The sequence below is a fragment of the Streptomyces sp. NPDC044064 genome (genome assembly GCF_056434245.1).
On the sequence record NZ_JBWKFN010000015.1, the window covers coordinates 214,739 to 239,870 of the forward strand.

At 66.3% G+C, this 25,132-nt stretch carries 38 protein-coding genes and 1 pseudogene; 37 read left to right on the top strand and 2 right to left on the bottom strand.

Going from position 1 to position 25,132, the window contains the following annotated elements:
- Positions 1-51 precede the first annotated feature (51 nt).
- Complete coding sequence (locus AC07DS_RS24900) at positions 52-714, top strand: hypothetical protein (protein ID WP_479148621.1); 663 nt, start codon at positions 52-54, stop codon at positions 712-714.
- Here AC07DS_RS24900 and AC07DS_RS24905 read toward each other — a convergent pair.
- Positions 641-1,654, bottom strand: a complete 1,014-nt coding sequence (locus tag AC07DS_RS24905) for a hypothetical protein (protein ID WP_479148623.1) — start codon at positions 1,652-1,654, stop codon at positions 641-643. The two genes, AC07DS_RS24900 and AC07DS_RS24905, sit on opposite strands and share 74 nt — an antisense overlap.
- A 393-nt stretch (positions 1,655-2,047) precedes the next feature.
- Here AC07DS_RS24905 and rpsL point away from each other — a divergent pair, with 393 nt between their 5' ends.
- From rpsL to AC07DS_RS24930, 5 genes are all read left to right on the top strand, one after another.
- Positions 2,048-2,419, top strand: coding sequence for a 30S ribosomal protein S12 (gene rpsL / locus AC07DS_RS24910; RefSeq protein ID WP_003948652.1), 372 nt, complete (start codon positions 2,048-2,050; stop codon positions 2,417-2,419).
- A gap of 2 nt (positions 2,420-2,421) precedes the next feature.
- A complete protein-coding gene (gene rpsG / locus AC07DS_RS24915) occupies positions 2,422-2,892 on the top strand; it encodes a 30S ribosomal protein S7 (protein ID WP_005481264.1) in 471 nt (156 codons plus the stop codon).
- Positions 2,893-2,931: 39 nt separating this feature from the next.
- Positions 2,932-5,058 (top strand): elongation factor G, encoded by a 2,127-nt coding sequence (fusA, locus tag AC07DS_RS24920; RefSeq protein ID WP_479148625.1) that lies wholly within the window; start codon positions 2,932-2,934, stop codon positions 5,056-5,058.
- 154 nt (positions 5,059-5,212) lie between these two features.
- Positions 5,213-6,406, top strand: coding sequence for an elongation factor Tu (tuf, locus tag AC07DS_RS24925; protein ID WP_479148627.1), 1,194 nt, complete (start codon positions 5,213-5,215; stop codon positions 6,404-6,406).
- 116 nt (positions 6,407-6,522) lie between these two features.
- Positions 6,523-6,957, top strand: coding sequence for a hypothetical protein (locus AC07DS_RS24930; RefSeq protein ID WP_479148629.1), 435 nt, complete (start codon positions 6,523-6,525; stop codon positions 6,955-6,957).
- Here AC07DS_RS24930 and AC07DS_RS24935 read toward each other — a convergent pair.
- Positions 6,951-7,100 carry a hypothetical protein gene (locus AC07DS_RS24935; RefSeq protein WP_479148631.1) on the bottom strand — a complete coding sequence of 50 codons (150 nt, stop codon included), beginning with the start codon at positions 7,098-7,100 and terminating at the stop codon, positions 6,951-6,953. The two genes, AC07DS_RS24930 and AC07DS_RS24935, sit on opposite strands and share 7 nt — an antisense overlap.
- A 25-nt stretch (positions 7,101-7,125) precedes the next feature.
- Between AC07DS_RS24935 and AC07DS_RS24940 the strand changes: the two genes are divergently transcribed.
- The 31 genes and pseudogenes from AC07DS_RS24940 to AC07DS_RS25090 form a co-directional block, all read left to right on the top strand.
- Entirely contained in the window at positions 7,126-9,015 is a 1,890-nt protein-coding gene (locus AC07DS_RS24940; protein WP_479148632.1) for a hypothetical protein, read from the top strand.
- The gene (locus AC07DS_RS24945) at positions 9,012-9,554 is read left to right on the top strand and encodes a hypothetical protein (protein WP_479148633.1); all 543 of its coding nucleotides are present in this window, start codon (positions 9,012-9,014) and stop codon (positions 9,552-9,554) included. Before AC07DS_RS24940 ends, AC07DS_RS24945 begins: the two co-directional genes overlap by 4 nt.
- Positions 9,555-10,104: 550 nt before the next feature.
- On the top strand, positions 10,105-10,413 hold the full coding sequence (rpsJ, locus tag AC07DS_RS24950; protein WP_003948644.1) for a 30S ribosomal protein S10: 309 nt from the start codon (positions 10,105-10,107) through the stop codon (positions 10,411-10,413).
- 17 nt (positions 10,414-10,430) lie between these two features.
- Positions 10,431-11,075, top strand: a complete 645-nt coding sequence (gene rplC, locus AC07DS_RS24955; RefSeq protein WP_020135811.1) for a 50S ribosomal protein L3 — start codon at positions 10,431-10,433, stop codon at positions 11,073-11,075.
- Positions 11,076-11,083: 8 nt separating this feature from the next.
- Entirely contained in the window at positions 11,084-11,740 is a 657-nt protein-coding gene (rplD, locus tag AC07DS_RS24960) for a 50S ribosomal protein L4 (protein ID WP_479148634.1), read from the top strand.
- Positions 11,740-12,159, top strand: coding sequence for a 50S ribosomal protein L23 (rplW, locus tag AC07DS_RS24965; protein ID WP_089099433.1), 420 nt, complete (start codon positions 11,740-11,742; stop codon positions 12,157-12,159). Before rplD ends, rplW begins: the two co-directional genes overlap by 1 nt.
- Before the next feature lie 38 nt (positions 12,160-12,197).
- On the top strand, positions 12,198-13,034 hold the full coding sequence (gene rplB, locus AC07DS_RS24970) for a 50S ribosomal protein L2 (RefSeq protein ID WP_145886669.1): 837 nt from the start codon (positions 12,198-12,200) through the stop codon (positions 13,032-13,034).
- Between the two features lie 12 nt (positions 13,035-13,046).
- Complete coding sequence (gene rpsS, locus AC07DS_RS24975; protein ID WP_003992359.1) at positions 13,047-13,328, top strand: 30S ribosomal protein S19; 282 nt, start codon at positions 13,047-13,049, stop codon at positions 13,326-13,328.
- Between the two features lie 44 nt (positions 13,329-13,372).
- Positions 13,373-13,720 carry a 50S ribosomal protein L22 gene (gene rplV / locus AC07DS_RS24980; RefSeq protein ID WP_019329637.1) on the top strand — a complete coding sequence of 116 codons (348 nt, stop codon included), beginning with the start codon at positions 13,373-13,375 and terminating at the stop codon, positions 13,718-13,720.
- Complete coding sequence (rpsC, locus tag AC07DS_RS24985; protein ID WP_055706471.1) at positions 13,720-14,538, top strand: 30S ribosomal protein S3; 819 nt, start codon at positions 13,720-13,722, stop codon at positions 14,536-14,538. The genes rplV and rpsC overlap by 1 nt, the downstream gene beginning before the upstream one ends.
- A gap of 5 nt (positions 14,539-14,543) precedes the next feature.
- Positions 14,544-14,963 carry a 50S ribosomal protein L16 gene (rplP, locus tag AC07DS_RS24990; protein ID WP_007443989.1) on the top strand — a complete coding sequence of 140 codons (420 nt, stop codon included), beginning with the start codon at positions 14,544-14,546 and terminating at the stop codon, positions 14,961-14,963.
- Positions 14,963-15,187 carry a 50S ribosomal protein L29 gene (rpmC, locus tag AC07DS_RS24995; RefSeq protein WP_018564811.1) on the top strand — a complete coding sequence of 75 codons (225 nt, stop codon included), beginning with the start codon at positions 14,963-14,965 and terminating at the stop codon, positions 15,185-15,187. Before rplP ends, rpmC begins: the two co-directional genes overlap by 1 nt.
- Positions 15,187-15,471 carry a 30S ribosomal protein S17 gene (rpsQ, locus tag AC07DS_RS25000; RefSeq protein ID WP_018543912.1) on the top strand — a complete coding sequence of 95 codons (285 nt, stop codon included), beginning with the start codon at positions 15,187-15,189 and terminating at the stop codon, positions 15,469-15,471. Before rpmC ends, rpsQ begins: the two co-directional genes overlap by 1 nt.
- A 101-nt stretch (positions 15,472-15,572) precedes the next feature.
- The gene (gene rplN, locus AC07DS_RS25005) at positions 15,573-15,941 is read left to right on the top strand and encodes a 50S ribosomal protein L14 (protein WP_003998823.1); all 369 of its coding nucleotides are present in this window, start codon (positions 15,573-15,575) and stop codon (positions 15,939-15,941) included.
- Between the two features lie 2 nt (positions 15,942-15,943).
- Complete coding sequence (gene rplX, locus AC07DS_RS25010) at positions 15,944-16,267, top strand: 50S ribosomal protein L24 (protein WP_033272457.1); 324 nt, start codon at positions 15,944-15,946, stop codon at positions 16,265-16,267.
- Positions 16,267-16,824, top strand: coding sequence for a 50S ribosomal protein L5 (rplE, locus tag AC07DS_RS25015; protein WP_145886667.1), 558 nt, complete (start codon positions 16,267-16,269; stop codon positions 16,822-16,824). Before rplX ends, rplE begins: the two co-directional genes overlap by 1 nt.
- Positions 16,825-16,829: 5 nt before the next feature.
- Positions 16,830-17,015 carry a type Z 30S ribosomal protein S14 gene (locus AC07DS_RS25020; RefSeq protein WP_003948630.1) on the top strand — a complete coding sequence of 62 codons (186 nt, stop codon included), beginning with the start codon at positions 16,830-16,832 and terminating at the stop codon, positions 17,013-17,015.
- Positions 17,016-17,228: 213 nt separating this feature from the next.
- The gene (gene rpsH, locus AC07DS_RS25025) at positions 17,229-17,627 is read left to right on the top strand and encodes a 30S ribosomal protein S8 (protein WP_116148541.1); all 399 of its coding nucleotides are present in this window, start codon (positions 17,229-17,231) and stop codon (positions 17,625-17,627) included.
- Between the two features lie 24 nt (positions 17,628-17,651).
- Positions 17,652-18,191 (top strand): 50S ribosomal protein L6, encoded by a 540-nt coding sequence (gene rplF / locus AC07DS_RS25030; protein WP_317444886.1) that lies wholly within the window; start codon positions 17,652-17,654, stop codon positions 18,189-18,191.
- 3 nt (positions 18,192-18,194) lie between these two features.
- Positions 18,195-18,578 (top strand): 50S ribosomal protein L18, encoded by a 384-nt coding sequence (rplR, locus tag AC07DS_RS25035; protein WP_479148638.1) that lies wholly within the window; start codon positions 18,195-18,197, stop codon positions 18,576-18,578.
- Positions 18,579-18,617: 39 nt separating this feature from the next.
- Positions 18,618-19,223 carry a 30S ribosomal protein S5 gene (gene rpsE, locus AC07DS_RS25040; RefSeq protein ID WP_015658456.1) on the top strand — a complete coding sequence of 202 codons (606 nt, stop codon included), beginning with the start codon at positions 18,618-18,620 and terminating at the stop codon, positions 19,221-19,223.
- Positions 19,223-19,402 carry a 50S ribosomal protein L30 gene (rpmD, locus tag AC07DS_RS25045; RefSeq protein WP_107904095.1) on the top strand — a complete coding sequence of 60 codons (180 nt, stop codon included), beginning with the start codon at positions 19,223-19,225 and terminating at the stop codon, positions 19,400-19,402. The genes rpsE and rpmD overlap by 1 nt, the downstream gene beginning before the upstream one ends.
- A gap of 2 nt (positions 19,403-19,404) precedes the next feature.
- Positions 19,405-19,860 carry a 50S ribosomal protein L15 gene (rplO, locus tag AC07DS_RS25050; RefSeq protein WP_003974249.1) on the top strand — a complete coding sequence of 152 codons (456 nt, stop codon included), beginning with the start codon at positions 19,405-19,407 and terminating at the stop codon, positions 19,858-19,860.
- A 188-nt stretch (positions 19,861-20,048) separates the two neighbouring features.
- Positions 20,049-21,362: a preprotein translocase subunit SecY gene (gene secY, locus AC07DS_RS25055; RefSeq protein WP_479148639.1), complete on the top strand. Its 1,314-nt coding sequence runs from the start codon at positions 20,049-20,051 to the stop codon at positions 21,360-21,362.
- Positions 21,362-22,027 carry an adenylate kinase gene (locus tag AC07DS_RS25060; protein ID WP_479148641.1) on the top strand — a complete coding sequence of 222 codons (666 nt, stop codon included), beginning with the start codon at positions 21,362-21,364 and terminating at the stop codon, positions 22,025-22,027. Before secY ends, AC07DS_RS25060 begins: the two co-directional genes overlap by 1 nt.
- Positions 22,028-22,127: 100 nt before the next feature.
- Complete coding sequence (gene map, locus AC07DS_RS25065) at positions 22,128-22,964, top strand: type I methionyl aminopeptidase (protein ID WP_479148652.1); 837 nt, start codon at positions 22,128-22,130, stop codon at positions 22,962-22,964.
- A gap of 341 nt (positions 22,965-23,305) precedes the next feature.
- Positions 23,306-23,527, top strand: coding sequence for a translation initiation factor IF-1 (infA, locus tag AC07DS_RS25070; protein ID WP_004927214.1), 222 nt, complete (start codon positions 23,306-23,308; stop codon positions 23,525-23,527).
- Positions 23,528-23,586: 59 nt separating this feature from the next.
- On the top strand, positions 23,587-23,700 hold the full coding sequence (gene rpmJ / locus AC07DS_RS25075; RefSeq protein WP_003998809.1) for a 50S ribosomal protein L36: 114 nt from the start codon (positions 23,587-23,589) through the stop codon (positions 23,698-23,700).
- Positions 23,701-23,885: 185 nt separating this feature from the next.
- Positions 23,886-24,266 carry a 30S ribosomal protein S13 gene (rpsM, locus tag AC07DS_RS25080; RefSeq protein WP_020135802.1) on the top strand — a complete coding sequence of 127 codons (381 nt, stop codon included), beginning with the start codon at positions 23,886-23,888 and terminating at the stop codon, positions 24,264-24,266.
- A 65-nt stretch (positions 24,267-24,331) separates the two neighbouring features.
- Positions 24,332-24,736: a 30S ribosomal protein S11 gene (rpsK, locus tag AC07DS_RS25085; protein ID WP_003956432.1), complete on the top strand. Its 405-nt coding sequence runs from the start codon at positions 24,332-24,334 to the stop codon at positions 24,734-24,736.
- A 151-nt stretch (positions 24,737-24,887) separates the two neighbouring features.
- Positions 24,888-25,132, top strand: a pseudogene (locus tag AC07DS_RS25090) (DNA-directed RNA polymerase subunit alpha); the annotation flags it as partial.

Consider the following 25,132-nt stretch of genomic DNA (forward strand, 5'->3'; position numbering starts at 1 on the left):
GTGTGCGAGGTTGTGCCGGACCGGCCGAGCGGAGGCGGAGGTGCCCACGTCATGACTGCAGCGACTGCCCGGCGTCTTGTCGTGGCGGCGGCGCTGACCGTGCTGGTGACGACGGCGGCCTGCGGGGCCGGCGGAGACGGCACTCCGACGCCTCCGGACCCCACCGGGACCGAGACCGCCGGGACGCAGGAGAACGGAACCGGGACACCGGGCCCGGACGAGACCGGGACGACCTCGGACCCGGGCGGTTCGGACGCCGAGGTCTTCCTGGACGCCGACAACGAGGAGTCCACTGCGTCGGACATCGAGCTGACGAGGACACAGGTGGGCGAGCCGGTCCAGGAGGATGTGGAGATCAAGGCGTCGAAGGAGCGGCCGCCCCCGCCCCTGCAGGACGTCAGAGGCGAGATCAAGGGCGACGAGGTCGAGATCGTCGAGGGGTGTCTGGGCGAAGTGCCGTCGGACGGCTGCACGGTGACCTTCCGGTACACGCCGACGGAACCGGGACCGTACGACGGGGAGTTGACCCTCACGATGGCCGGCGGTTCCACCGTCACCGTCCCCGTCCACGGTGAGGCGGACGAGGCCACGACCTCGGACCCGGGCTCGACCAGCCCGGGTCCCACGACCCCCGAGCCCGTCACCACCGATCCGGAGACTCCGTCCGGGGACGGGACACCGTCCGCGGACGAGACGGGGGAGCTGCAGACGTGACGCCGGGCGCTCTCGCGGGCGCGCGGATCTCCAGCCAGGCGGTGCCGTCGTCGGGCAGCACCACCACGCCGTCCCTGTAGTGCGCGGTGCGGGAGATCAGATAGAAGCGGGTCGGCGCCTTCGCGAGCAGGCGGAAGCCCCGGTACTCGTACCGGTACGGCCCGTTCGGGCTGCCGTGGTCCCTGAACTCGATGTCCCGCGCGTTGTGGGTGAGGGGCACCCGGGAGTGGATCACCACGGCCGGCAGCCGCTTGTACCCCTGCTCCGCGTCCAGCCTGGCGTTGCTGTGGCCGACGACCGCCGCGTACTGAGCCATGTCGAAGAACAGACTCACCGTCAGCAGCCCGATGAGCAGTGCGCCGATCGCCAGCCACACCCGGTCGCCGTCAGGGGTCCGCCGCCGGGCCCGCATTCCGGTGCTCTGGTTGAGCCGCAGATGGACCGCGCAGACGGCCAGCGTGGACCCCAGGGCCACCATCACGGCCGGCATGAACACGCGGGGCCAGCCCGCCGGGAAAGGGATCACCGGCGCCGCCACGAGAGCCGGGAGGCCCAGGAACACCATGCCGATGCCGACGGCGAGCAGCAGGATGATCGCCGCACGGCGCCGTACGGCACGCTCCGGCCCTGCCAGCGCCTGTTCCAGCCAGCCGAACACCAGGAACACGATCAGCCCGCCGGCCAGCAGGACGCACAGCGGAAGGAAGATCGCGCTCGTGCTGTTGGCCATGACGTTCTGGACGGACATCCCGAGGTCCTCGGGCACCACGCCGAGGGTGGAGTAGTACTCCCTGATGTAGAGGCTGCCGAAGTAGTACAGCAGGGCGAGTGCGATGGTCCCCGGGGCCGCGACGAGCGCCGCCTTCTGCGCGAACGAGGACATGGGGGAGTGCCCCGGCGGGGGCCGGGGGCCGGCCGGCGGCTCCTGCGGCGCGGTCATGGGTCTCAGTCTGTTCGCGTGCCGTCGGGCCCGCACGCGGGGACCCTCCGCCCGGCTGACCGCTCCCGGCGCAGCGCTCGTCCTGACGTGTGTCGATCGCCGATTCGAAGATCACGTAGGGTACAGCGGCTTGACATCGCCCGCAGCTCGGGGCCGCCGGACTCCATTTGTTTTGACCACAGCGAATGAGGTAGGTACGCTCAGACCTTGTGCCTGGGGTGTGCCCTGGCTCTCGTGCGTGCCTTCAACCGCACGGCGAGCCGACACCGGCCACCGTAATCTGCGCCCCTTTCGCCTTGAGGCAAAGGTCCGCGAGATTCGACACACCCGACCGCGTGGGTCGGCGACGTTCCAGGTTAGCTTCACCATCGGCACACAGAAACCGGAGAAGTAGTGCCTACGATCCAGCAGCTGGTCCGGAAGGGCCGGCAGGACAAGGTCGAGAAGAACAAGACCCCCGCACTCGAGGGCTCCCCTCAGCGCCGGGGCGTCTGCACGCGTGTGTTCACGACCACCCCGAAGAAGCCGAACTCGGCCCTGCGTAAGGTCGCGCGTGTGCGTCTGACCAGCGGGATCGAGGTCACCGCTTACATTCCGGGTGAGGGACACAACCTGCAGGAGCACTCCATCGTGCTCGTGCGCGGCGGCCGTGTGAAGGACCTGCCGGGTGTTCGCTACAAGATCATCCGCGGTTCCCTTGACACCCAGGGTGTCAAGAACCGCAAGCAGGCCCGCAGCCGCTACGGCGCCAAGAAGGAGAAGTAAGAATGCCTCGTAAGGGCCCCGCCCCGAAGCGCCCGGTCATCATCGACCCGGTCTACGGTTCTCCTCTGGTGACCTCCCTGATCAACAAGGTGCTGCTGAACGGCAAGCGCTCCACCGCCGAGCGCATCGTGTACGGCGCCATGGAGGGCCTGCGCGAGAAGACCAGCAACGACCCGGTCATCACGCTGAAGCGCGCGCTGGAGAACATCAAGCCGACCCTCGAGGTCAAGTCCCGCCGTGTCGGTGGTGCGACGTACCAGGTTCCGATCGAGGTCAAGCCCGGTCGCGCCAACACCCTCGCGCTGCGCTGGCTCGTCGGCTACTCCCGCGCCCGTCGCGAGAAGACCATGACCGAGCGTCTGCTCAACGAGCTCCTCGACGCCTCCAACGGCCTTGGTGCCGCTGTGAAGAAGCGCGAGGACACGCACAAGATGGCCGAGTCCAACAAGGCCTTCGCGCACTACCGCTGGTAGTCGCTACCCACATCGAGACCGAGAGAAGACTGAAGCCTTATGGCTACCACTTCACTTGACCTGGCCAAGGTCCGCAACATCGGGATCATGGCCCACATCGACGCGGGCAAGACGACCACCACCGAGCGGATCCTGTTCTACACCGGTGTGTCTTACAAGATCGGTGAGGTCCACGACGGCGCTGCCACCATGGACTGGATGGAGCAGGAGCAGGAGCGTGGCATCACGATCACCTCTGCTGCCACCACCTGCCACTGGCCGCTGGAAGACGTCGACCACACCATCAACATCATCGACACGCCGGGCCACGTCGACTTCACCGTCGAGGTGGAGCGTTCCCTGCGCGTGCTCGACGGTGCCGTGACGGTGTTCGACGGCGTCGCCGGTGTTGAGCCGCAGTCCGAGACCGTGTGGCGTCAGGCGGACCGTTACGGCGTTCCGCGTATCTGCTTCGTCAACAAGCTCGACCGGACCGGTGCCGAGTTCCACCGCTGCGTCGACATGATCAGCGACCGCCTGGGCGCCCAGCCGATCGTCATGCAGCTCCCGATCGGTGCCGAGGCCGACTTCAAGGGCGTCGTCGACCTGGTCACGATGAAGGCGTTCGTGTGGTCCGCCGAGGCCACCAAGGGCGAGATGTACGACATCGTCGACATCCCGGCCACGCACACCGAGGCTGCCGAGGAGTACCGCGGCAAGCTGATCGAGGCCGTCGCCGAGAACGACGAAGAGATCATGGAGCTGTACCTGGAGGGCGAAGAGCCTTCCGTGGAGCAGCTGTACGCCGCGATCCGTCGTATCACCATCGCGTCCGGCAAGTCCAAGGACACCACGGTCACCCCGGTGTTCTGCGGCACCGCGTTCAAGAACAAGGGCGTCCAGCCCCTGCTCGACGCGGTCGTGCGCTACCTGCCCTCTCCCGTTGACATCGAGGCCATCGAGGGCCACGACGTCAAGGACGCGGAGACGGTCGTCAAGCGCAAGCCGTCCGACGACGAGCCGCTGTCGGCGCTGGCGTTCAAGATCATGAGCGACCCGCACCTCGGCAAGCTCACCTTCGTCCGGGTCTACTCGGGCCGCCTGGAGTCCGGCACGGCCGTGCTGAACTCCGTCAAGGGCCGCAAGGAGCGCATCGGCAAGATCTACCGTATGCACGCGAACAAGCGTGAGGAGATCGAGTCGGTGGGCGCCGGCGACATCGTCGCCGTGATGGGTCTGAAGCAGACCACGACCGGTGAGACGCTGTGCGACGACAAGGCCCCGGTGATCCTGGAGTCCATGGACTTCCCGGCGCCGGTCATCCAGGTCGCCATCGAGCCCAAGTCGAAGGGCGACCAGGAGAAGCTGGGCATCGCGATCCAGCGCCTGGCCGAGGAGGACCCGTCGTTCCAGGTCCACTCGGACGAGGAGACCGGCCAGACCATCATCGGCGGTATGGGCGAGCTGCACCTCGAGGTGCTGGTCGACCGTATGCGCCGTGAGTTCAAGGTCGAGGCCAACGTCGGCAAGCCGCAGGTCGCGTACCGCGAGACGATCCGCAAGGCCGTCGAGCGCGTCGACTACACGCACAAGAAGCAGACTGGTGGTACCGGCCAGTTCGCCAAGGTGCAGATCGCGATCGAGCCCATCGAGGGCGGCGACGCCTCGTACGAGTTCGTGAACAAGGTGACCGGTGGCCGTATCCCGAAGGAGTACATCCCTTCGGTGGACGCCGGTGCTCAGGAGGCCATGCAGTTCGGCATCCTCGCGGGCTACGAGATGACCGGCGTGCGCGTCACGCTGCTCGACGGTGGCTACCACGAGGTCGACTCCTCCGAGCTCGCCTTCAAGATCGCCGGTTCGCAGGCCTTCAAGGAGGCCGCACGCAAGGCCAGCCCCGTGCTGCTCGAGCCGATGATGGCCGTCGAGGTCACCACGCCCGAGGACTACATGGGTGAGGTCATCGGCGACATCAACTCCCGCCGTGGCCAGATCCAGGCCATGGAGGAGCGGGCCGGTGCCCGCGTCGTGAAGGGCCTCGTGCCCCTCTCGGAGATGTTCGGTTACGTCGGCGACCTGCGCAGCAAGACGTCCGGCCGTGCGAGCTACTCCATGCAGTTCGACTCCTACGCCGAGGTTCCGCGGAACGTCGCCGAGGAGATCATCGCGAAGGCCAAGGGCGAGTAACGCACCGCGTTCACACGCTTTAGGCTTGACTCCGGAGCCTCAAGGGGCAAACACCCGCATTCTCGGATGTTTGCCCCGGGTTCCGGGCTTTCCAGCAAAGATCACCTGGCGCCGATGAGTAAGGCGTACAGAACCACTCCGTAGGAGGACCCCAGTGGCGAAGGCGAAGTTCGAGCGGACTAAGCCGCACGTCAACATCGGCACCATCGGTCACATCGACCACGGTAAGACGACCCTCACGGCCGCCATTACCAAGGTGCTGCACGACGCGTTTCCGGACCTGAACGAGGCCTCGGCCTTCGACCAGATCGACAAGGCTCCTGAGGAGCGCCAGCGCGGTATCACGATCTCGATCGCGCACGTCGAGTACCAGACGGAGACCCGTCACTACGCCCACGTCGACTGCCCCGGTCACGCGGACTACATCAAGAACATGATCACGGGTGCTGCCCAGATGGACGGCGCCATCCTCGTGGTCGCCGCCACCGACGGCCCGATGCCGCAGACCAAGGAGCACGTGCTCCTGGCCCGCCAGGTCGGCGTTCCGTACATCGTCGTCGCCCTGAACAAGGCCGACATGGTGGACGACGAGGAGATCCTGGAGCTCGTCGAGCTCGAGGTCCGTGAGCTCCTCTCCGAGTACGAGTTCCCGGGCGACGACCTGCCGGTCGTCCGTGTCTCCGCGCTCAAGGCCCTCGAGGGCGACAAGGAGTGGGGCCAGTCCGTCCTCAACCTGATGCAGGCTGTGGACGAGAACATCCCCCAGCCCGAGCGTGACGTCGACAAGCCGTTCCTGATGCCGATCGAGGACGTCTTCACGATCACCGGTCGTGGCACCGTCGTCACCGGTCGTATCGAGCGTGGTGTCCTCAAGGTCAACGAGACCGTCGACATCATCGGCATCAAGACCGAGAAGACCACCACCACGGTCACCGGCATCGAGATGTTCCGCAAGCTGCTCGACGAGGGCCAGGCCGGTGAGAACGTCGGTCTGCTGCTCCGTGGCATCAAGCGCGAGGACGTCGAGCGCGGCCAGGTCATCATCAAGCCGGGCTCGGTCACCCCGCACACCGAGTTCGAGGCGCAGGCCTACATCCTCTCCAAGGACGAGGGTGGCCGCCACACGCCGTTCTTCAACAACTACCGTCCGCAGTTCTACTTCCGCACGACGGACGTGACCGGCGTCGTGACCCTCCCCGAGGGCACCGAGATGGTCATGCCGGGTGACAACACCGAGATGAAGGTGGACCTCATCCAGCCCGTCGCCATGGAAGAGGGCCTGAAGTTCGCCATCCGTGAGGGTGGCCGGACCGTGGGCGCCGGCCAGGTCACCAAGATCAACAAGTGATCTTGAGCTGATCCGGCCCGGGTCTTCGACCTGGTAGCTGTCGGAAGGGCCCGTACGACTTCGGTCGTACGGGCCCTTCTGCTGTTCACGCCCCGGACCACGTCAACCTGGCGGCCATGAGACACACCGTGACGAAGATCGGCGTGCACCGGTTGAAGCTGTCGACGGTGTGGCACGGCGAGGGGTGCACGGTGGGCGGGCTGGTCGTGGGGTACGGAGCGCAGGGGCTGGCGTCCTCGCCCGCCGGGAAGCGGGCGGCGGTCAGGGCGATCCAGGACCACATCGAGCCTGAGACCCGTATGGCCGGGAACCGGGCGGACGAGGAGACCGCGGCGGCGGTCAAGGCGTTCGGCGCGCGGGACGGGGACGGCTGGCTGACCTCGACGGCGTTGCGGAAGGCCCATGAGACATGGGATGACCAGGTGCGGAACCTGATGGACCGGCTGGGCTCGGAACGGGACGCTCTGGGCAGCGTGAACACGGTCCTGACGGCCGCGGACCTGGCGGCCGGGGCACGCGTCCGGCAGCTGTCCCCGCTGGACCGCTACTGACGGGCCCGGCCGGGGATGCCGACGTACCACGAGATCATGAGCGCCGAACTCTCCGCGCTCACCTCCGCCGCGGAGTCCTGGGAGGGCATGGCGGGGGAGTTCGCGAAGCAGGAGCGGGCGTACTGGCGGGATGTGTACGGCATCACGACGGGCCCCGCCTGGACCGGGATGAGCGCGGAGGCGGCGCACGGGCGCTTCGACGTGACCCTCAGGGAGTTCCAGTACGCGCAGACGGAGGCGAAGGCGATCGCCTCCCTGCTGCGGGACGCGCATGCGCAGTTCGTGGAGCTGCGGGGGCGGCTGGTGGCGGTGCGGGGGGAGGCGGTGGCGGCGGGGCTGCGGGTGTCGGAGCGAGGCCTGGTCAGCGCGGACTCCGACCGTGAGGCGGGGGAGGGCGAGGGGGACGAGCCGGCCGTACGTTCCTGGCAGGACCGGCTCGACAAGGCGGTGCGGGACGTGACGGACGCGGACACCGGCGTCCAGCTCGCGCTCACGGCGGCGGTCGTCGACTCGGACCCGCTGGCCGGGGGCCGGGGCTTCAACGGCCGGGCGATGGGGGACGTCGAGAAGTACGAGGCCCTGGAGGCCGAGGACACGCTGGAGAAGCTGAGCGCCGGCCGGCTTCTCTCGGGGCGCGAACTGTCGGAACTGCGACGGCTGTTCCACGACAACTCCGACGACGAGGCGTTCTCCCGCACGCTGCTGGACGATCTGGGTGCGGCGGGCACGATCCGGCTGACCAACGAGCTGAACGACCTGGTCCATGTGCGGGGCGGGTCGGCCGTGGGCGCGTACGCCCCGATCGAAACGGGCCTGGCGGACTCGCTGGCGGCGGCCACGCGGGACACGGGCTCGGCCTGGTACAGGCACTGGCGCGCGGCGATGCGGCACGCCGGCGTCCAGCACTACGCCACGGACGCGCAGGGGGAGCGGCTGGACAAGGCGGTGGGGTACCAGTCGCTGGTGACGCTCATGGAGCGGGGGCACGGGTATGCGCCGCAGATGCTCGAGGACCTGGGCGACGACATGATCGCGGCGGAGAAGCGGGAGCCCGGGATCTGGCGGCTGAAGGGCGGCTACGCCGGCGAGCGGGGCGGCTGGTTCGCCAACGATCCGGTGGACGGGGTGCTCGGCATCATGAGCCACGACCCGAAGACGGCGGCGCACTATCTGGGCTCGGACGCGCGCATGAAGTACCTGGTGCAGGAGCGCGACTGGCAGGTCACCCTGCGCGATCCGAAGAACTCCGACGTGGGCACGTACGAGGCGCGTGTCGACGGGGACGACCGAGCGGGGTTCGGGGCGGCGCTCCAGGCGGCGGCGACGGGCATCGATCCCACCGACAAGCACGCGCATTATGTGGCCCACACCCGTGCGAACGATGCGGCCTTCAAATCGGCTCTGGGTTGCCTGGCCGACCGGGGTGACGACTTCCCACCGTCGTTGCGCCGTCCGATGGCCAACATTCTGGTCAACCATGGCGCCACGGTTCACGCGTCCATGAGCGAGATCGACATCCAGCACTCGCCTCTTCCCCAGGACCAGCTCTTCGAGGTGGCAAAACAGGTGTCGAAGGACAAGGGCGCCTACGGCATCTTGAACGGGGGGATGAATCAGGCGATGGTTGCGAACATTCATAGCGATCACAGCGGGTCGGCGGAATCACTGACCCGGGCAGGCCGGACGGTTGGTTTCCTGGAGGAGGCCCGGATTCAGGCAGCGGGATCCCCGAAGGGTGCGGAGTTCGAAACCAAGCCGTTCTTCGACAAGGCAATCAGTTACATTCCGATGGTCGGTGGCGACGTACAGGCCGGATTCGACTATGTCACCGACCAATGGCTCGCGGACGAGCAGAAGAGACTCGATGACCAGCAGGCGGAGGACAACGTCAAGGCCTACACCCAGAGGAACGGTCAGTTGATGGCGCTTGCAGAGGAGTGGACGAAGGCTCGCCAAACGGGCGGTGACCCGTACTACAACCCTAAAGAGGAGATCACTCAATCTGCTGAAGCTGGAATTTCGCATGCAGCTGGAATGTCGGGAGAGCAGCCCAAGTGAATGCTGTCCTTCGTGCCGGTATGTTCGGACTGGCTGCCTTGTCCCTCACTCTATGCGAACTCTCCTGCGCCCATCCCGCTGAGATGCCCGGCGCTATCTGCGGTACTCGTGTCGATAAGGGTCTTGCGCATCTGCTCGTGAAGTCGGCTGATGACTTGCACGAGTTCACTCGCGTGGATAGGCGCGAGGAAATTACAGCTCCTTGTATTCTTTTGTCGCGCCATGATCCGGTACTCGAGTTTCGTTTCTCGTGGGACGACTATGCGACGGACCTCATGTACTTGGCAACTGGCACGGGCTCAGTCTCGGGAGTCACCGCCCCGCGCTACGTGAAGGGTATTCCCAACAAGACAATCGTCGGCACCGACGGAGCCATCTCGCAGGCCCCCTGCAAAACCAAGGGTGGCAACTACTTCACGCTCACCCTTCAACTCCCCCAAATCAAACCAACGGACCAGACCCGCCGCAAGGACATCGAAAAGTTCATGCGTGCCTACTTTCCTGCCACTGTCGAGACTCTCGGCTGCAAGCAGGAGTAGGTCAGGGGGCGGAGGTAGTCCTCCGTATGTGGTCCGCCTTGCGGTGGCCGGCGGTGCTGCCCCGGGCCGTCGTGATCGGTGGGCGGTCGGTTACGGGCCGTGCGGGGTGGTCGGGGCGATGGGGCGTGGGCATCGGGTCTGTGTTTGACCTGCGTCACTCCGGGGGTATTCTCTCCGGCCCGATTGGCCAGCCCCCCGCCCCATATGGCAGACTGTCGGAGTTGCTCGGTCGAGTGTTGATGCTGCGCGCCTCCCGCCGGGAGGACCGGAAGCGAGTCCCACAGTACTCGTCGCCCTAACTGCCTGCGGGCAGCACTGGGGCGGACGTACGGGAATCTTCCGGGAAGTGTGGTGCGGCACCGGCCAGGCGCCCGGTGGGCCTTCCGCCCTCGGCTTGCGGTTCCGGAAGGGCCGTGTGCATTCCCCGCAGGGATGTTCGGACAAGGGACATCTGTGTCAGCGGGAGCGCGACACGCCCGACCGCGTGGGTCGGAGAAGGAAGACAGGAACACCGGGTTCCAGAGCGAAGAGACAGGACTACTGAGTAGCCATGGCGGGACAGAAGATCCGCATCCGGCTCAAGGCCTACGACCACGAGGTCATCGACTCCTCGGCGAAGAAGATCGTCGAGACGGTGACCCGCACTGGTGCGTCGGTCGCGGGCCCGGTGCCGCTGCCCACTGAGAAGAACGTGTACTGCGTCATCAAGTCGCCGCACAAGTACAAGGACTCGCGCGAGCACTTCGAGATGCGCACGCACAAGCGCCTGATCGACATTCTCGACCCCACCCCCAAGACCGTTGACTCTCTGATGCGACTCGACCTCCCGGCCGGTGTCGACATCGAGATCAAGCTCTGAGGGTCGGTGAGCTGAGAATGGCTAAGCAGATCAAGGGCATCCTGGGCGAGAAGCTCGGCATGACGCAGGTGTGGGACGAGAACAACCGCGTTGTTCCGGTCACCGTCGTCAAGGCCGGCCCCAACGTCGTCACCCAGGTCCGTACGAACGATGTCGACGGCTACGAGTCCGTCCAGATCGCTTTCGGCGAGATCGACCCGCGCAAGGTGAACAAGCCCCTCAAGGGCCACTTCGCCAAGGCCGACGTCACTCCCCGCCGCCACCTCGTCGAGATCCGTACCGCTGACGCCAGCGAGTACACCCTCGGCCAGGAGATCACCGCCGAGGTGTTCGAGGCCGGCATCAAGGTCGACGTGACCGGCAAGAGCAAGGGCAAGGGCTTCGCCGGTGTCATGAAGCGTCACAACTTCAAGGGCCTCGGCGCCGGACACGGCACCCAGCGCAAGCACCGCTCGCCCGGTTCCATCGGTGGCTGCGCCACCCCGGGCCGCGTGTTCAAGGGCCTCCGCATGGCGGGTCGCATGGGCAACGAGCGGGTCACCACCCAGAACCTGACCGTCCACGCCGTTGACGCGGAGAAGGGTCTGCTGCTCATCAAGGGCGCGGTTCCCGGTCCGAACGGCGGCCTCGTCCTGGTCCGCACCGCGGCCAAGGGGGCCTGAGGTAACCGATGAGCACTGTTGACATCCTTTCGCCGGCGGGCGACAAGGCCGGTTCCGTCGAGCTCCCCGCGGAGATCTTCGGTGTAGAGAAGATCAGCGTTCCGCTGCTTCACCAGGTCGTCGTCGCGCAGCTGGCCGCTGCCCGTCAGGGCACGCACAAGACGAAGACCCGTGGCGAGGTCCGTGGTGGCGGCAAGAAGCCGTACCGCCAGAAGGGCACCGGTCGCGCCCGTCAGGGTTCGACCCGCGCGCCGCAGTTCGCCGGCGGTGGCGTCGTCCACGGCCCGCAGCCGCGTGACTACTCGCAGCGGACCCCGAAGAAGATGAAGGCCGCGGCCCTGCGCCACGCCCTCACCGACCGGGCCCGCCACAACCGCATCCACGTCGTTTCCGGCGTGGTCGAGGGTGCGAACCCGTCCACCAAGGCCGCGAAGAGCCTGTTCGGCAAGATCTCGGAGCGCAAGAACCTGCTCCTGATCGTCGAGCGCGCCGACGAGGCCGCGTGGCTGTCCGCCCGCAACCTGCCCCAGATCCACATCCTGGAGCCGGGCCAGCTGAACACGTACGACGTTCTCGTCTCGGACGACGTGGTCTTCACCCAGGCCGCTTTCGAGTCCTTCGTGTCTGGCCCCAAGGCCGCTGACACCGAAGGGAGCGAGGCCTGATGGCTACGCGTCACCCGAGCATTGCCTCGAAGGCCGCCAAGGCCGCCAAGGCCGCGCGCGTCGCCAAGGCGCGTCGCCACGCCACCGAGGGCAAGAACACCGTCGAGACCCCGCTGAGCAAGTCGTACACGGACCCCCGTGACGTGCTGCTCAAGCCGGTCGTCTCCGAGAAGAGCTACGCGCTCCTCGACGAGAACAAGTACACGTTCATCGTCGCCCCGGACGCCAACAAGACCCAGATCAAGCAGGCCGTCCAGGCGGTCTTCTCGGTCAAGGTCACCGGGGTCAACACCCTCAACCGCCAGGGCAAGCGCAAGCGCACCAAGACCGGTTTCGGTCAGCGCGCGGGCTCCAAGCGCGCGATCGTGACCCTCGCTGAGGGCGACCGTATCGACATCTTCGGCGGTCCGACCGCGTAAGCGGGTCGGATCGTCCGATATCGGACGAGGACTGAGAAATGGGAATCCGCAAGTACAAGCCGACTACGCCGGGCCGTCGTGGCGCCAGCGTCGCCGACTTCGTCGAGGTCACGCGGTCCACGCCGGAGAAGTCGCTGGTCCGCCCCCTGCACAGCAAGGGCGGCCGTAACAACGCCGGTCGTGTGACCGTTCGCCACCAGGGTGGCGGACACAAGCGCGCCTACCGCGTGATCGACTTCCGTCGTCACGACAAGGACGGCGTGCCGGCGAAGGTCGCGCACATCGAGTACGACCCCAACCGCACCGCGCGCATCGCGCTGCTGCACTACGCCGACGGCGAGAAGCGCTACATCCTCGCCCCGCGCAACCTGCAGCAGGGTGACCGCGTCGAGAACGGTCCCGGGGCCGACATCAAGCCGGGCAACAACCTGGCCATCCGCAACATCCCGGTCGGTACCACGATCCACGCGATCGAGCTCCGTCCCGGTGGCGGTGCCAAGTTCGCCCGTTCCGCCGGTGCCTCCGTGCAGCTGCTCGCGAAGGAGGGCCAGATGGCCCACCTGCGCATGCCGTCCGGTGAGATCCGCCTGGTCGACATCCGCTGCCGCGCCACCATCGGTGAGGTCGGCAACGCCGAGCAGAGCAACATCAACTGGGGTAAGGCCGGCCGTAAGCGGTGGCTGGGCGTTCGCCCGACCGTCCGTGGTGTCGTCATGAACCCGGTCGACCACCCGCACGGTGGTGGTGAGGGCCGGACCTCCGGTGGCCGCCACCCTGTGTCCCCGTGGGGCAAGAAGGAAGGCCGTACTCGTTCGCCCAAGAAGGCGTCGAACAAGTACATCGTCCGCCGCCGCAAGACGAACAAGAAGCGCTAAGGACGGGTTGAGATGCCTCGTAGCCTGAAGAAGGGGCCCTTCGTCGACGACCACCTGATCAAGAAGGTGGACGCCCAGAACGAAGCTGGCACCAAGAACGTCATCAAGACCTGGTCCCGCCGCTCGATGATCGTCCCGGCCATGCTGGGCCACACGCTCGCGGTGCACAACGGCAAGACCCACATCCCGGTGTTCGTCACCGAGTCGATGGTCGGCCACAAGCTCGGCGAGTTCTCGCCGACCCGCACCTTCCGGGGCCACGTCAAGGACGACCGGAAGTCGAAGCGCCGCTAGTAGCGGATCGCATTCAGACACGTAAGTAACTGAGAGGGACAACCATGGAAGCCAGGGCCCAGGCGCGGTACATCCGCGTTACGCCCATGAAGGCCCGCCGCGTGGTGGACCTTATCCGTGGCATGGACGCCACGGAGGCTCAGGCTGTTCTGCGATTCGCTCCGCAGGCAGCCTCCGTGCCGGTCGGCAAGGTGCTCGACAGCGCCATCGCCAACGCCGCGCACAACTACGACCACACCGACGCCGACAGCCTCTACATCTCCGAGGCGTACGTCGACGAGGGTCCGACCCTGAAGCGGTTCCGGCCGCGTGCCCAGGGCCGTGCCTACCGGATCCGCAAGCGGACCAGCCACATCACCGTGGTCGTCAGCAGCAAGGAAGGAACCCGGTAATGGGCCAGAAGGTTAACCCGCATGGGTTCCGGCTCGGTGTCACCACGGACTTCAAGTCCCGGTGGTACGCCGACAAGCTGTACAAGGACTACGTCAAGGAAGACGTCGCCATCCGTCGGATGATGACGTCCGGCATGGAGCGCGCCGGTATCTCGAAGGTTGAGATCGAGCGCACCCGTGACCGCGTGCGGGTGGACATCCACACCGCTCGTCCGGGCATCGTCATCGGCCGCCGTGGCGCCGAGGCCGACCGCATCCGCGGCGACCTCGAGAAGCTCACGGGCAAGCAGGTCCAGCTGAACATCCTCGAGGTCAAGAACCCCGAGACCGACGCTCAGCTCGTGGCCCAGGCCGTTGCCGAGCAGCTCTCCTCCCGTGTCTCCTTCCGCCGTGCCATGCGCAAGAGCATGCAGTCGGCGATGAAGGCGGGCGCCAAGGGCATCAAGATCCAGTGCGGTGGCCGTCTCGGCGGCGCCGAGATGTCCCGCTCGGAGTTCTACCGCGAGGGCCGTGTGCCCCTGCACACGCTCCGTGCGAACGTGGACTACGGCTTCTTCGAGGCCAAGACGACCTTCGGCCGCATCGGTGTGAAGGTCTGGATCTACAAGGGCGACGTCAAGAACATCGCCGAGGTCCGCGCCGAGAACGCTGCCGCCCGTGCGGGTAACCGCCCGGCCCGCGGTGGCGCCGACCGCCCGGCCCGTGGTGGCCGTGGTGGCGAGCGGCGTGGTCGTAAGCCGCAGCAGGCTGCCGGCGCCGAGGCCCCCAAGGCCGAGGCCCCCGCCGCTCCGGCTGAGAGCACCGGAACGGAGGCCTGACCGACATGCTGATCCCCCGTAGGGTCAAGCACCGCAAGCAGCACCACCCCAAGCGCCGCGGTATGGCCAAGGGTGGTACGACGGTTGCGTTCGGCGAGTACGGCATCCAGGCCCTCACGCCGGCGTACGTGACCAACCGCCAGATCGAGGCGGCTCGTATCGCGATGACCCGCCACATCAAGCGTGGCGGCAAGGTCTGGATCAACATCTACCCGGACCGTCCGCTGACCAAGAAGCCTGCCGAGACCCGCATGGGTTCCGGTAAGGGTTCGCCGGAGTGGTGGATCGCGAACGTTCACCCGGGTCGGGTGATGTTCGAGCTGTCCTACCCGAACGAGAAGATCGCCCGTGAGGCGCTGACTCGCGCAGCCCACAAGCTGCCGATGAAGTGCCGGATCGTCAAGCGCGAGGCAGGTGAAGCGTGATGTCGGCCGGTACCAAGGCGTCCGAGCTGCGCGAGCTGGGCAACGAGGAGCTTCTGGGCAAGCTCCGCGAGGCCAAGGAAGAGCTGTTCAACCTCCGCTTCCAGGCGGCGACGGGGCAGCTCGAGAACCATGGCCGTCTGAAGGCGGTCCGCAAGGACATCGCGCGGATCTACACCCTGATGCGCGAGCGTGAGCTGGGCATCGAAACGGTGGAGAACGCCTGATGAGCGAGAAGAACGTGACTGAGAACGCAGAGGCGCGCGGTTTCCGCAAGACCCGTGAGGGTCTCGTCGTCAGCGACAAGATGGACAAGACCGTCGTCGTCGCTGTCGAGGACCGCGTGAAGCACGCGCTGTACGGCAAGGTCATCCGCCGTACGAACAAGCTCAAGGCGCACGACGAGCAGAACGCTGCGGGTGTCGGCGACCGTGTCCTCCTCATGGAGACCCGGCCGCTGTCCGCGACGAAGCGCTGGCGCGTCGTCGAGATCCTCGAGAAGGCCAAGTAATTCTCCTGCGGGGCATCCCTCGCAGGACAGTTCCGCCAGGCTCGGCAGGGGTTCCGTAACAGGGCCCCTGCCGGGAACCGGCAGACAAACAGGAGATAGACGTGATCCAGCAGGAGTCGCGACTGCGCGTCGCCGACAACACTGGTGCGAAGGAAATCCTTTGCATCCGTGTGCTCGGTGGCTCCGGTCGCCGCTACGCGGGCATCGGTGACGTCATCGTCGCCACCGTCAAGGACGCGATCCCCGGTGGCAACGTGAAGAAGGGTGACGTCGTCAAGGCGGTCATCGTTCGCACCGTCAAGGAGCGCCGTCGTCCGGACGGCTCGTACATCCGCTTCGACGAGAACGCCGCCGTCATTCTGAAGAACGACGGCGACCCTCGCGGCACCCGCATCTTCGGCCCGGTCGGCCGTGAGCTGCGCGAGAAGAAGTTCATGAAGATCATCTCGCTCGCGCCGGAGGTGCTGTAAGCATGAAGATCAAGAAGGGCGACCTGGTCCAGGTCATCACCGGTAAGGACAAGGGCAAGCAGGGCAAGGTCATCGCGGCCTTCCCCCGCGAGGACCGTGTCCTGGTCGAGGGTGTCAACCGGGTCAAGAAGCACACCAAGGCCGGCCCGACCGCCAGCGGTTCGCAGGCCGGCGGCATCGTCACGACCGAGGCGCCGATCCACGTCTCCAACGTCCAGCTGGTCGTTGAGAAGGACGGCAACAAGGTCGTCACGCGTGTCGGTTACCGCTTCGACGACGAAGGCAACAAGATCCGCGTTGCCAAGCGGACGGGTGAGGACATCTGATGGCTACCACCACCACTCCGCGTCTGAAGGCGAAGTACCGCGAGGAGATCGCGGGCAAGCTGCGTGACGAGTTCAAGTACGAGAACGTCATGCAGATCCCCGGCCTCGTCAAGATCGTGGTCAACATGGGTGTGGGCGACGCCGCCCGCGACTCCAAGCTGATCGATGGCGCCATCCGCGACCTCACCACGATCACCGGTCAGAAGCCGCAGGTCACCAAGGCCCGCAAGTCCATCGCGCAGTTCAAGCTGCGTGAGGGTCAGCCGATCGGTGCCCACGTCACGCTCCGTGGCGACCGCATGTGGGAGTTCCTGGACCGCACCCTGTCGCTCGCGCTCCCGCGCATCCGCGACTTCCGCGGCCTGTCCCCGAAGCAGTTCGACGGCCGTGGCAACTACACCTTCGGTCTCACGGAGCAGGTCATGTTCCACGAGATCGACCAGGACAAGATCGACCGCGTCCGGGGTATGGACATCACCGTGGTCACCACGGCGACCAACGACGCTGAGGGCCGTGCCCTTCTTCGTCACCTCGGCTTCCCGTTCAAGGAGGCGTAAGCGAGATGGCGAAGAAGGCTCTGATTGCCAAGGCTGCTCGTAAGCCCAAGTTCGGTGTGCGTGGCTACACCCGCTGCCAGCGCTGCGGCCGCCCGCACTCCGTGTACCGCAAGTTCGGCCTGTGCCGCGTGTGCCTTCGTGAGATGGCTCACCGTGGCGAGCTGCCGGGCGTGACCAAGAGCTCCTGGTAATCCCCGCTTTTTAGGGATTCCTGAAGCTCTCGGTAAGCATCTGGGTCGGTAGGGGCCCTTCTCCGCATGCCGTAGGCTTGTGGGGTTGGGCGTCTGCCGCGCCCGTACGACTTACTACGCCGTAGGTCCACCGCGCCGCACCCGCCCCGTCTCGGATCGGGGAGAGGGATGGCGCACCAGGAAACCCCGGCGAGAGAGGCCGAAGGCCAATTCATGACCATGACTGATCCGATCGCAGACATGCTTACGCGTCTGCGGAACGCGAACTCGGCATACCACGACTCCGTGACGATGCCGGCGTCCAAGATCAAGTCTCACATCGCGGAGATCCTCCAGCAGGAGGGCTTCATCACGGGCTGGCGCGTCGAGGACGCCGAGGTGGGCAAGAACCTCACCCTCGAGCTGAAGTTCGGCCCGAACCGTGAGCGCTCCATCGCGGGCATCAAGCGGATCTCCAAGCCCGGTCTCCGGGTGTACGCGAAGTCCACCAACCTGCCCAAGGTGCTGGGCGGCCTCGGCGTGGCGATCATCTCCACGTCGCACGGGCTCCTCACCGACAAGCAGGCCGGCAAGAAGGGCGTGGGTGGGGAAGTCCTCGCCTACGTCTGGTAGCGGAAGGGAACGGAGGAAACAGCTATGTCGCGTATTGGCAAGCTCCCCATCACGGTTCCCGCCGGCGTGGACGTCACCATCGACGGCCGTACGGTCTCGGTCAAGGGCCCCAAGGGCTCGCTGACCCACACCGTCGTTGCGCCGATCGACATCGTCAAGGGTGAGGACGGCGTGCTGAACGTCACCCGTCCGAACGACGAGCGTCAGAACAAGGCCCTGCACGGCCTGTCCCGCACGCTGGTGGCGAACATGATCACCGGCGTGACCCAGGGTTACGTGAAGAAGCTCGAGATCAGCGGTGTCGGTTACCGCGTCACGGCCAAGGGCTCGAACCTCGAGTTCGCGCTCGGCTACAGCCACCCGATCACCGTCGAGGCGCCCGAGGGCATCACCTTCAAGGTGGAGACCCCGACCCGCTTCCAGGTCGAGGGCATCGACAAGCAGAAGGTCGGCGAGGTTGCGGCCAACATCCGCAAGCTGCGCAAGCCTGACCCGTACAAGGCCAAGGGCGTCAAGTACGAGGGCGAAGTCATCCGCCGCAAGGTCGGAAAGGCGGGTAAGTAAGCCATGGCATACGGGCAGAAGATCCTCAAGGGCGACGCCTACAAGCGCGCCGCGATCAAGCGCCGTCACATCCGGATTCGCAAGAATCTTTCCGGTACGGCGGAGCGTCCCCGTCTGGTCGTTACTCGCTCGAACCGCCACATCGTGGCCCAGGTGATCGACGACATCAAGGGTCACACCCTTGCGTCGGCGTCCACCCTGGACTCGTCGATCCGCGGTGGCGAGGGCGACAAGTCCTCGCACGCCAAGCAGGTCGGCGCCCTGGTCGCCGAGCGTGCCAAGGCCGCCGGTGTCGAGGCTGTCGTGTTCGACCGTGGTGGCAACCAGTACGCCGGGCGCATCGCCGCCCTGGCGGACGCCGCCCGCGAAGCCGGGCTCAAGTTCTGAGCCTGCCGTAGCTAGCGGAAACAGAGAGAGGTAATTCCAATGGCTGGACCCCAGCGCCGCGGTGGCGGTGCCGGTGGCGGCGAGCGGCGGGACCGGAAGGGCCGTGACGGCGGCGCTGCTGCCGCCGAGAAGACCGCGTACGTTGAGCGCGTTGTCGCGATCAACCGCGTCGCCAAGGTTGTGAAGGGTGGTCGTCGCTTCAGCTTCACCGCGCTGGTCGTGGTGGGCGACGGTGACGGCACCGTGGGTGTCGGTTACGGCAAGGCCAAGGAGGTGCCGGCCGCCATCGCCAAGGGCGTTGAGGAGGCCAAGAAGCACTTCTTCAAGGTCCCCCGTATCCAGGGCACCATCCCGCACCCGATCCAGGGTGAGAAGGCTGCCGGCGTCGTGCTGCTCAAGCCCGCGTCCCCCGGTACCGGTGTTATCGCCGGTGGTCCGGTGCGTGCCGTGCTCGAGTGCGCCGGTATCCACGACATCCTGTCGAAGTCGCTCGGCTCCGACAACGCGATCAACATCGTGCACGCGACCGTGGAGGCCCTGAAGGGCCTGCAGCGTCCCGAGGAGGTCGCGGCCCGCCGTGGCCTGCCCCTCGAGGACGTCGCTCCCGCGGCCCTGCTGCGTGCGCGTGCCGGGGCTGGTGCGTAATGGCGCAGCTCAAGATCACGCAGGTCAAGTCGTACATCGGCACCAAGCAGAACCACCGTGACACCCTGCGCTCCCTTGGTCTCAAGGGCATCAACACGCAGGTCGTCAAGGAGGACCGCCCCGAGTTCCGCGGCATGGTGCACACCGTCCGCCACCTCGTGACGGTTGAGGAGGTCTGATCATGGCGGAGAACAACCCGCTCAAGATCCACAACCTCCGTCCCGCCCCGGGCGCCAAGACCGCCAAGACCCGTGTCGGTCGTGGTGAGGCGTCGAAGGGTAAGACGGCCGGTCGTGGTACCAAGGGTACGAAGGCCCGTTACCAGGTTCCGGAGCGCTTCGAGGGTGGCCAGATGCCGCTCCACATGCGCCTCCCGAAGCTGAAGGGCTTCAAGAACCCGTTCAAGACCGAGTTCCAGGTCGTGAACCTCGACAAGCTGGCCGCGCTCTACCCCGAGGGTGGCGAGGTCACGGTCGAGGGTCTGGTGGCCAAGGGTGCCGTTCGCAAGAACAGCCTCGTCAAGGTCCTCGGCCAGGGCGAGATCTCCGTGGCGCTGCAGGTGACGGTCGACGCCGTCTCCGGCTCCGCCAAGGAGAAGATCACCGCCGCCGGCGGTACGGTCACCGAGCTCGTCTGAATCTTTCAGGCTCCTCGATGACGTAGACGATCCCGACCGGGGATACCTCACAATGGGGTATCCCCGGTTGGTCGTTTCGGGGGAGGCAGTGTCGCCGGTAAGGTGGCCTGCACTGTTCTTTTTCTGTATCCGTCGAACCTCAAGACCATCACCCTTGACGCAGTTGCGCGGGGGTCGCAGGAGGCACCGTGCTCACCGCGTTCGCCCGGGCGTTCAGGACGCCCGACCTGCGCAAGAAGCTGCTGTTCACGCTGGCCATCATCGTGGTCTACCGGGTCGGTACCCACGTTCCGATTCCGGGCGTCAACTACAAGGCCGTCCAGCAGTGCATGGACGAGGCGTCCGCCAACCAGGGCCTCTTCGGTCTGGTCAACATGTTCAGCGGTGGCGCACTGCTGCAGATCACGATCTTCGCGCTCGGGATCATGCCGTACATCACGGCGAGCATCATTCTGCAGCTGCTGACCGTGGTCATCCCGCGCCTGGAAGCCCTGAAGAAGGAGGGCCAGGCGGGTACGGCGAAGATCACCCAGTACACCCGGTACCTGACGGTGGCGCTGGCCATCCTGCAGGGCACGGGTCTGGTGGCCACCGCCCGCAGCGGCGCGCTGTTCAACGGCTGTCAGGTGGCCAGCTCGATCGTCCCGGACCAGGCGATCTTCACCACCATCACCATGGTCATCTGCATGACCGCCGGTACGGCCGTCGTCATGTGGCTCGGTGAGCTGATCACCGACCGCGGCATCGGCAACGGCATGTCGATCCTGATGTTCATCTCGATCGCCGCGACCTTCCCGTCCGCGCTGTGGGCCATCAAGAAGCAGGGCTCCCTGGCCGGCGGCTGGATCGAGTTCGGCACCGTCATCCTGGTCGGCCTGGTCATGGTCGCGCTCGTCGTCTTCGTGGAGCAGGCCCAGCGCCGTATCCCGGTGCAGTACGCGAAGCGCATGATCGGGCGTCGTTCCTACGGTGGTACGTCCACTTACATCCCGCTCAAGGTGAACCAGGCGGGTGTGATTCCCGTCATCTTCGCCTCGTCGCTGCTCTACATTCCGGCGCTGGTGGCCCAGTTCTCCGGGGGCAACTCGGGCTGGAAGCAGTGGGTCCAGAACAACCTGACCAAGGGCGACCACCCGATTTACATCACTCTGTACTTCTTCCTCATCGTTTTCTTCGCGTTCTTCTACGTGGCGATCTCCTTCAACCCCGAGGAAGTCGCCGACAACATGAAGAAGTATGGTGGCTTCATCCCGGGCATCCGGGCTGGCCGACCGACCGCTGAGTACCTGAGCTTCGTGCTCAACCGGATCACCTGGCCGGGTTCGCTGTATCTGGGAGTTATCGCTCTCGTGCCGACAATGGCGTTGGTGGGCTTCAACGCGAGCGGGAACTTCCCGTTCGGCGGGACCAGCATCCTGATCATCGTGGGTGTGGGTCTTGAGACGGTGAAGCAGATCGAGAGCCAGCTCCAGCAGCGCAATTACGAAGGGTTCCTCCGCTGATGCGTATCGTCCTCGTCGGGCCGCCCGGTGCCGGTAAGGGAACGCAAGCCGTCCGGCTCGCAGAGAAGCTGGCCATCCCGCACATCTCCACCGGTGACCTGTTCCGGGCCAACATCAGCCGGCAGACCGAGCTGGGCAAGCTCGCGAAGTCCTACATGGACGCCGGCAACCTCGTACCCGACGAGGTCACCATCGCGATGGCCAAGGACCGCATGGAGCAGGCGGACGCGGAGAACGGCTTCCTGCTGGACGGCTTCCCGCGCAACGTCTCGCAGGCCGAGGCGCTGGACCGTCTGCTGGACGACGAGGACATCAAGCTGGACGCCGTCCTGGACCTGGAGGTCCCGGAGGAAGAGGTCGTCAAGCGGATCGCCGGCCGGCGCATCTGCCGCAACGACTCGTCCCACGTCTTCCACGTGACGTACAGCGCGCCGAAGCAGGAGGGCGTGTGCGACGTCTGCGGCGGTGAGCTGTACCAGCGCGACGACGACTCCGAGGAGACCGTCCGCACGCGGCTGGAGGTCTACCACACGCAGACCGAGCCGATCATCGACTACTACAAGGCGCAGGGTCTGGTCGTGACCATCTCCTCCCTGGGCCCGGTCGACGAGATCACGCAGCGGGCGCTGGAGGCGCTCAAGCGCGAGAAGGCCGAGAACAAGTAGATCGCGGTCCTTCCGGCCGCGGTGCCCCGCCCGGGCGCCGCGGCCGTAGTGTTGTGCAGGTAACCCAGTCGACGTGAGTGACGGAGAGCGCAGGCCCCCCATGGTGCAGATCAAGACCCCCGAGCAGATCGCCAAGATGCGTGCGGCGGGCCTGGTCGTAGCCGCCATCCACGCGGCCACTCGCGAAGTCGCCGTCCCCGGCGCCAGCACCAAGGACCTGGACGAGGTCGCCCGCAAGGTGCTCGCCGAGCACGGTGCCAAGTCGAACTTCCTCGGCTACGGCGGCTTCCCCGCGACGATCTGCACCTCGGTCAACGACGTCGTGGTCCACGGCATCCCCTCCGACGACGTCGTCCTGAAGGACGGCGACGTCATCTCCATCGACTGCGGCGCGATCGTCGACGGCTGGCACGGCGACGCCGCGTACACCGCCTTCGTGGGCTCCGGTCACGCTCCGGAGCTGATCGAGCTCTCGCGGGTGACCGAGGAGTCGATGTGGGCCGGTATCGCGGCCATGAAGCAGGGCAACCGCCTGGTCGACGTCTCCCGGGCCATCGAGACGTACATCCGCCGCCAGCCGAAGCCGGGCGGCGGACGCTACGGCATCATCGAGGACTACGGCGGCCACGGCATCGGCACCGAGATGCACATGGACCCGCACCTGCTGAACTACGTCGACCGCCGCCGCGGCAAGGGTGCGAAGCTGGTCCCCGGCTTCTGCCTCGCGATCGAGCCGATGGTCTCCCTCGGCACCCCGCGGACCGAGGTCCTCGAGGACGACTGGACGGTCATCACGACCGACGGCAGCTGGTCCTCCCACTGGGAACACTCGGTCGCGCTGACCGAGCAGGGCCCGCTGGTGCTGACGGCCCCCGACGGCGGCAAGGCGAAGCTGGCCGAGTACGGGGTGACGGCGGCACCGGATCCGCTGGGCTGATGAAGGTCGCCGCCGGGCGTCGAAGGCCGGTCGACCGGACGGTCATCACGACCGACGGCAGCTGGTCCCCCACTGGGAACACTCGGCCGCGCCGACCGGGCAGGGCCCGCTGGTGCTGAGGGCCCCCGACCGCGGTAGGGCCAAGCTCACCGAGCACGGGATCGTGGTCGCTCCCGATCCCCTTGCATGACGATCTTCCATGCTGGGCAGGTTCTCTCGATTCGTGTTTCCGGGTGCGCTGGCGTAGACTGACTCGTCGGCTCTCGTGCACCCGCATGTCCGCATGCGCCCGTAAGGGAAGCAGGAGAGTCGATCAAGGTAGTCGATTCGAAGGGCGAAGCGTGGCCAAGAAGCAAGGTGCCATCGAGATCGAGGGCACTGTCGTCGAGTCTCTGCCGAACGCCATGTTCAGGGTCGAGCTCCAGAACGGCCACCAGGTCCTGGCACACATCAGCGGCAAGATGCGTATGCACTACATCCGCATCCTCCCTGACGACCGGGTCGTGGTGGAGCTTTCTCCGTACGACCTGACGCGTGGCCGGATCGTCTACCGGTACAAGTAGATCTTGCCCGCATCCCGTTCCGGCGGGGTGGTGGCACTGACCCGGAGAACCTCAATCCCATGAAGGTCAAGCCGAGCGTCAAGAAGATCTGCGACAAGTGCAGGGTGATCCGCCGTCACGGTCGGGTCATGGTCATCTGCGAGAACCCGCGCCACAAGCAGCGCCAGGGCTGACGCAGGACCGAACCCTCTGCACCCGCAGAGATTCGCGCGACGCAAGCTGAATTTGTTCATACGCAGAGCCCGAGCCATCCAGCTCGACACCCTCGGTTCGGAGGCCGAGGACCCGGTTCGTACCTCGTACGGCGGCCGGGAGCCGGCTCTGCGGAAGACCTCCGAAGATCACCAGGAGCCATTGAATGGCACGCGTTTCCGGTGTTGACATCCCGCGCGAAAAGCGTGTGGAAGTCGCCCTCACCTATGTGTTCGGCATCGGCCGGACGCTCTCCCAGCAGACGCTGGCCGAGACCGGTATCGACCCGAACACCCGCGTTCGTGACCTGAGCGAAGAGCAGCTGGTCGCGATCCGCGAGTACGTCGACAACAACATCAAGACCGAGGGTGACCTCCGTCGCGAGATCCAGGCCGACATCCGCCGCAAGGTCGAGATCGGCTGCTACCAGGGTCTGCGGCACCGCCGCGGTCTGCCCGTCCGCGGTCAGCGCACCAGCACCAACGCCCGCACCCGCAAGGGCCCGCGTCGCGCCATCGCCGGCAAGAAGAAGCCGGGCAAGAAGTAGTCCGCAGCGGACCTCTGTCCACGGTCTTCGCTGTAGGACCGACCACCTCCCGTAGGAGTTAGTAGATGCCCCCCAAGGGTCGTCAGGGCGCTGCCAAGAAGGTGCGCCGCAAGGAAAAGAAGAACGTCGCTCACGGCCACGCGCACATCAAGAGCACGTTCAACAACACGATCGTCTCCATCACGGACCCGTCCGGCAACGTGATCTCCTGGGCCTCCGCCGGCCACGTCGGCTTCAAGGGCTCCCGGAAGTCCACGCCGTTCGCCGCGCAGATGGCTGCCGAGTCGGCTGCCCGCCGCGCTCAGGAGCACGGCATGCGCAAGGTCGACGTGTTCGTCAAGGGCCCGGGCTCCGGTCGTGAGACCGCGATCCGCTCCCTGCAGGCCACGGGCCTCGAGGTCGGCTCCATCCAGGACGTCACCCCGACCCCGCACAACGGCTGCCGTCCGCCGAAGCGTCGTCGCGTCTGACGCGTCGCCTTCGCGGCCTGCGGTTTTCGGGCGGTACCACCCCATCGGGGTCGTACCGCCCGTACCCTTGCAGTACCCCGTGCTGCGCGAGCGGCGCGGTCCGTCGGGCGTCAAATAGCGGGCGTCCACGAAAGAAGGATCTGATCCACACATGCTGATCGCTCAGCGTCCCTCGTTGACCGAAGAGGTCGTGGACGAATTCCGCTCCCGGTTCGTGATCGAGCCGCTGGAGCCGGGCTTCGGCTACACCCTCGGCAACTCCCTGCGCCGGACCCTCCTGTCGTCGATCCCGGGTGCGGCGGTCACCAGCATCCGGGTCGACGGTGTCCTGCACGAGTTCACCACCGTGCCGGGCGTCAAGGAGGACGTCACCGACCTGATCCTCAACATCAAGCA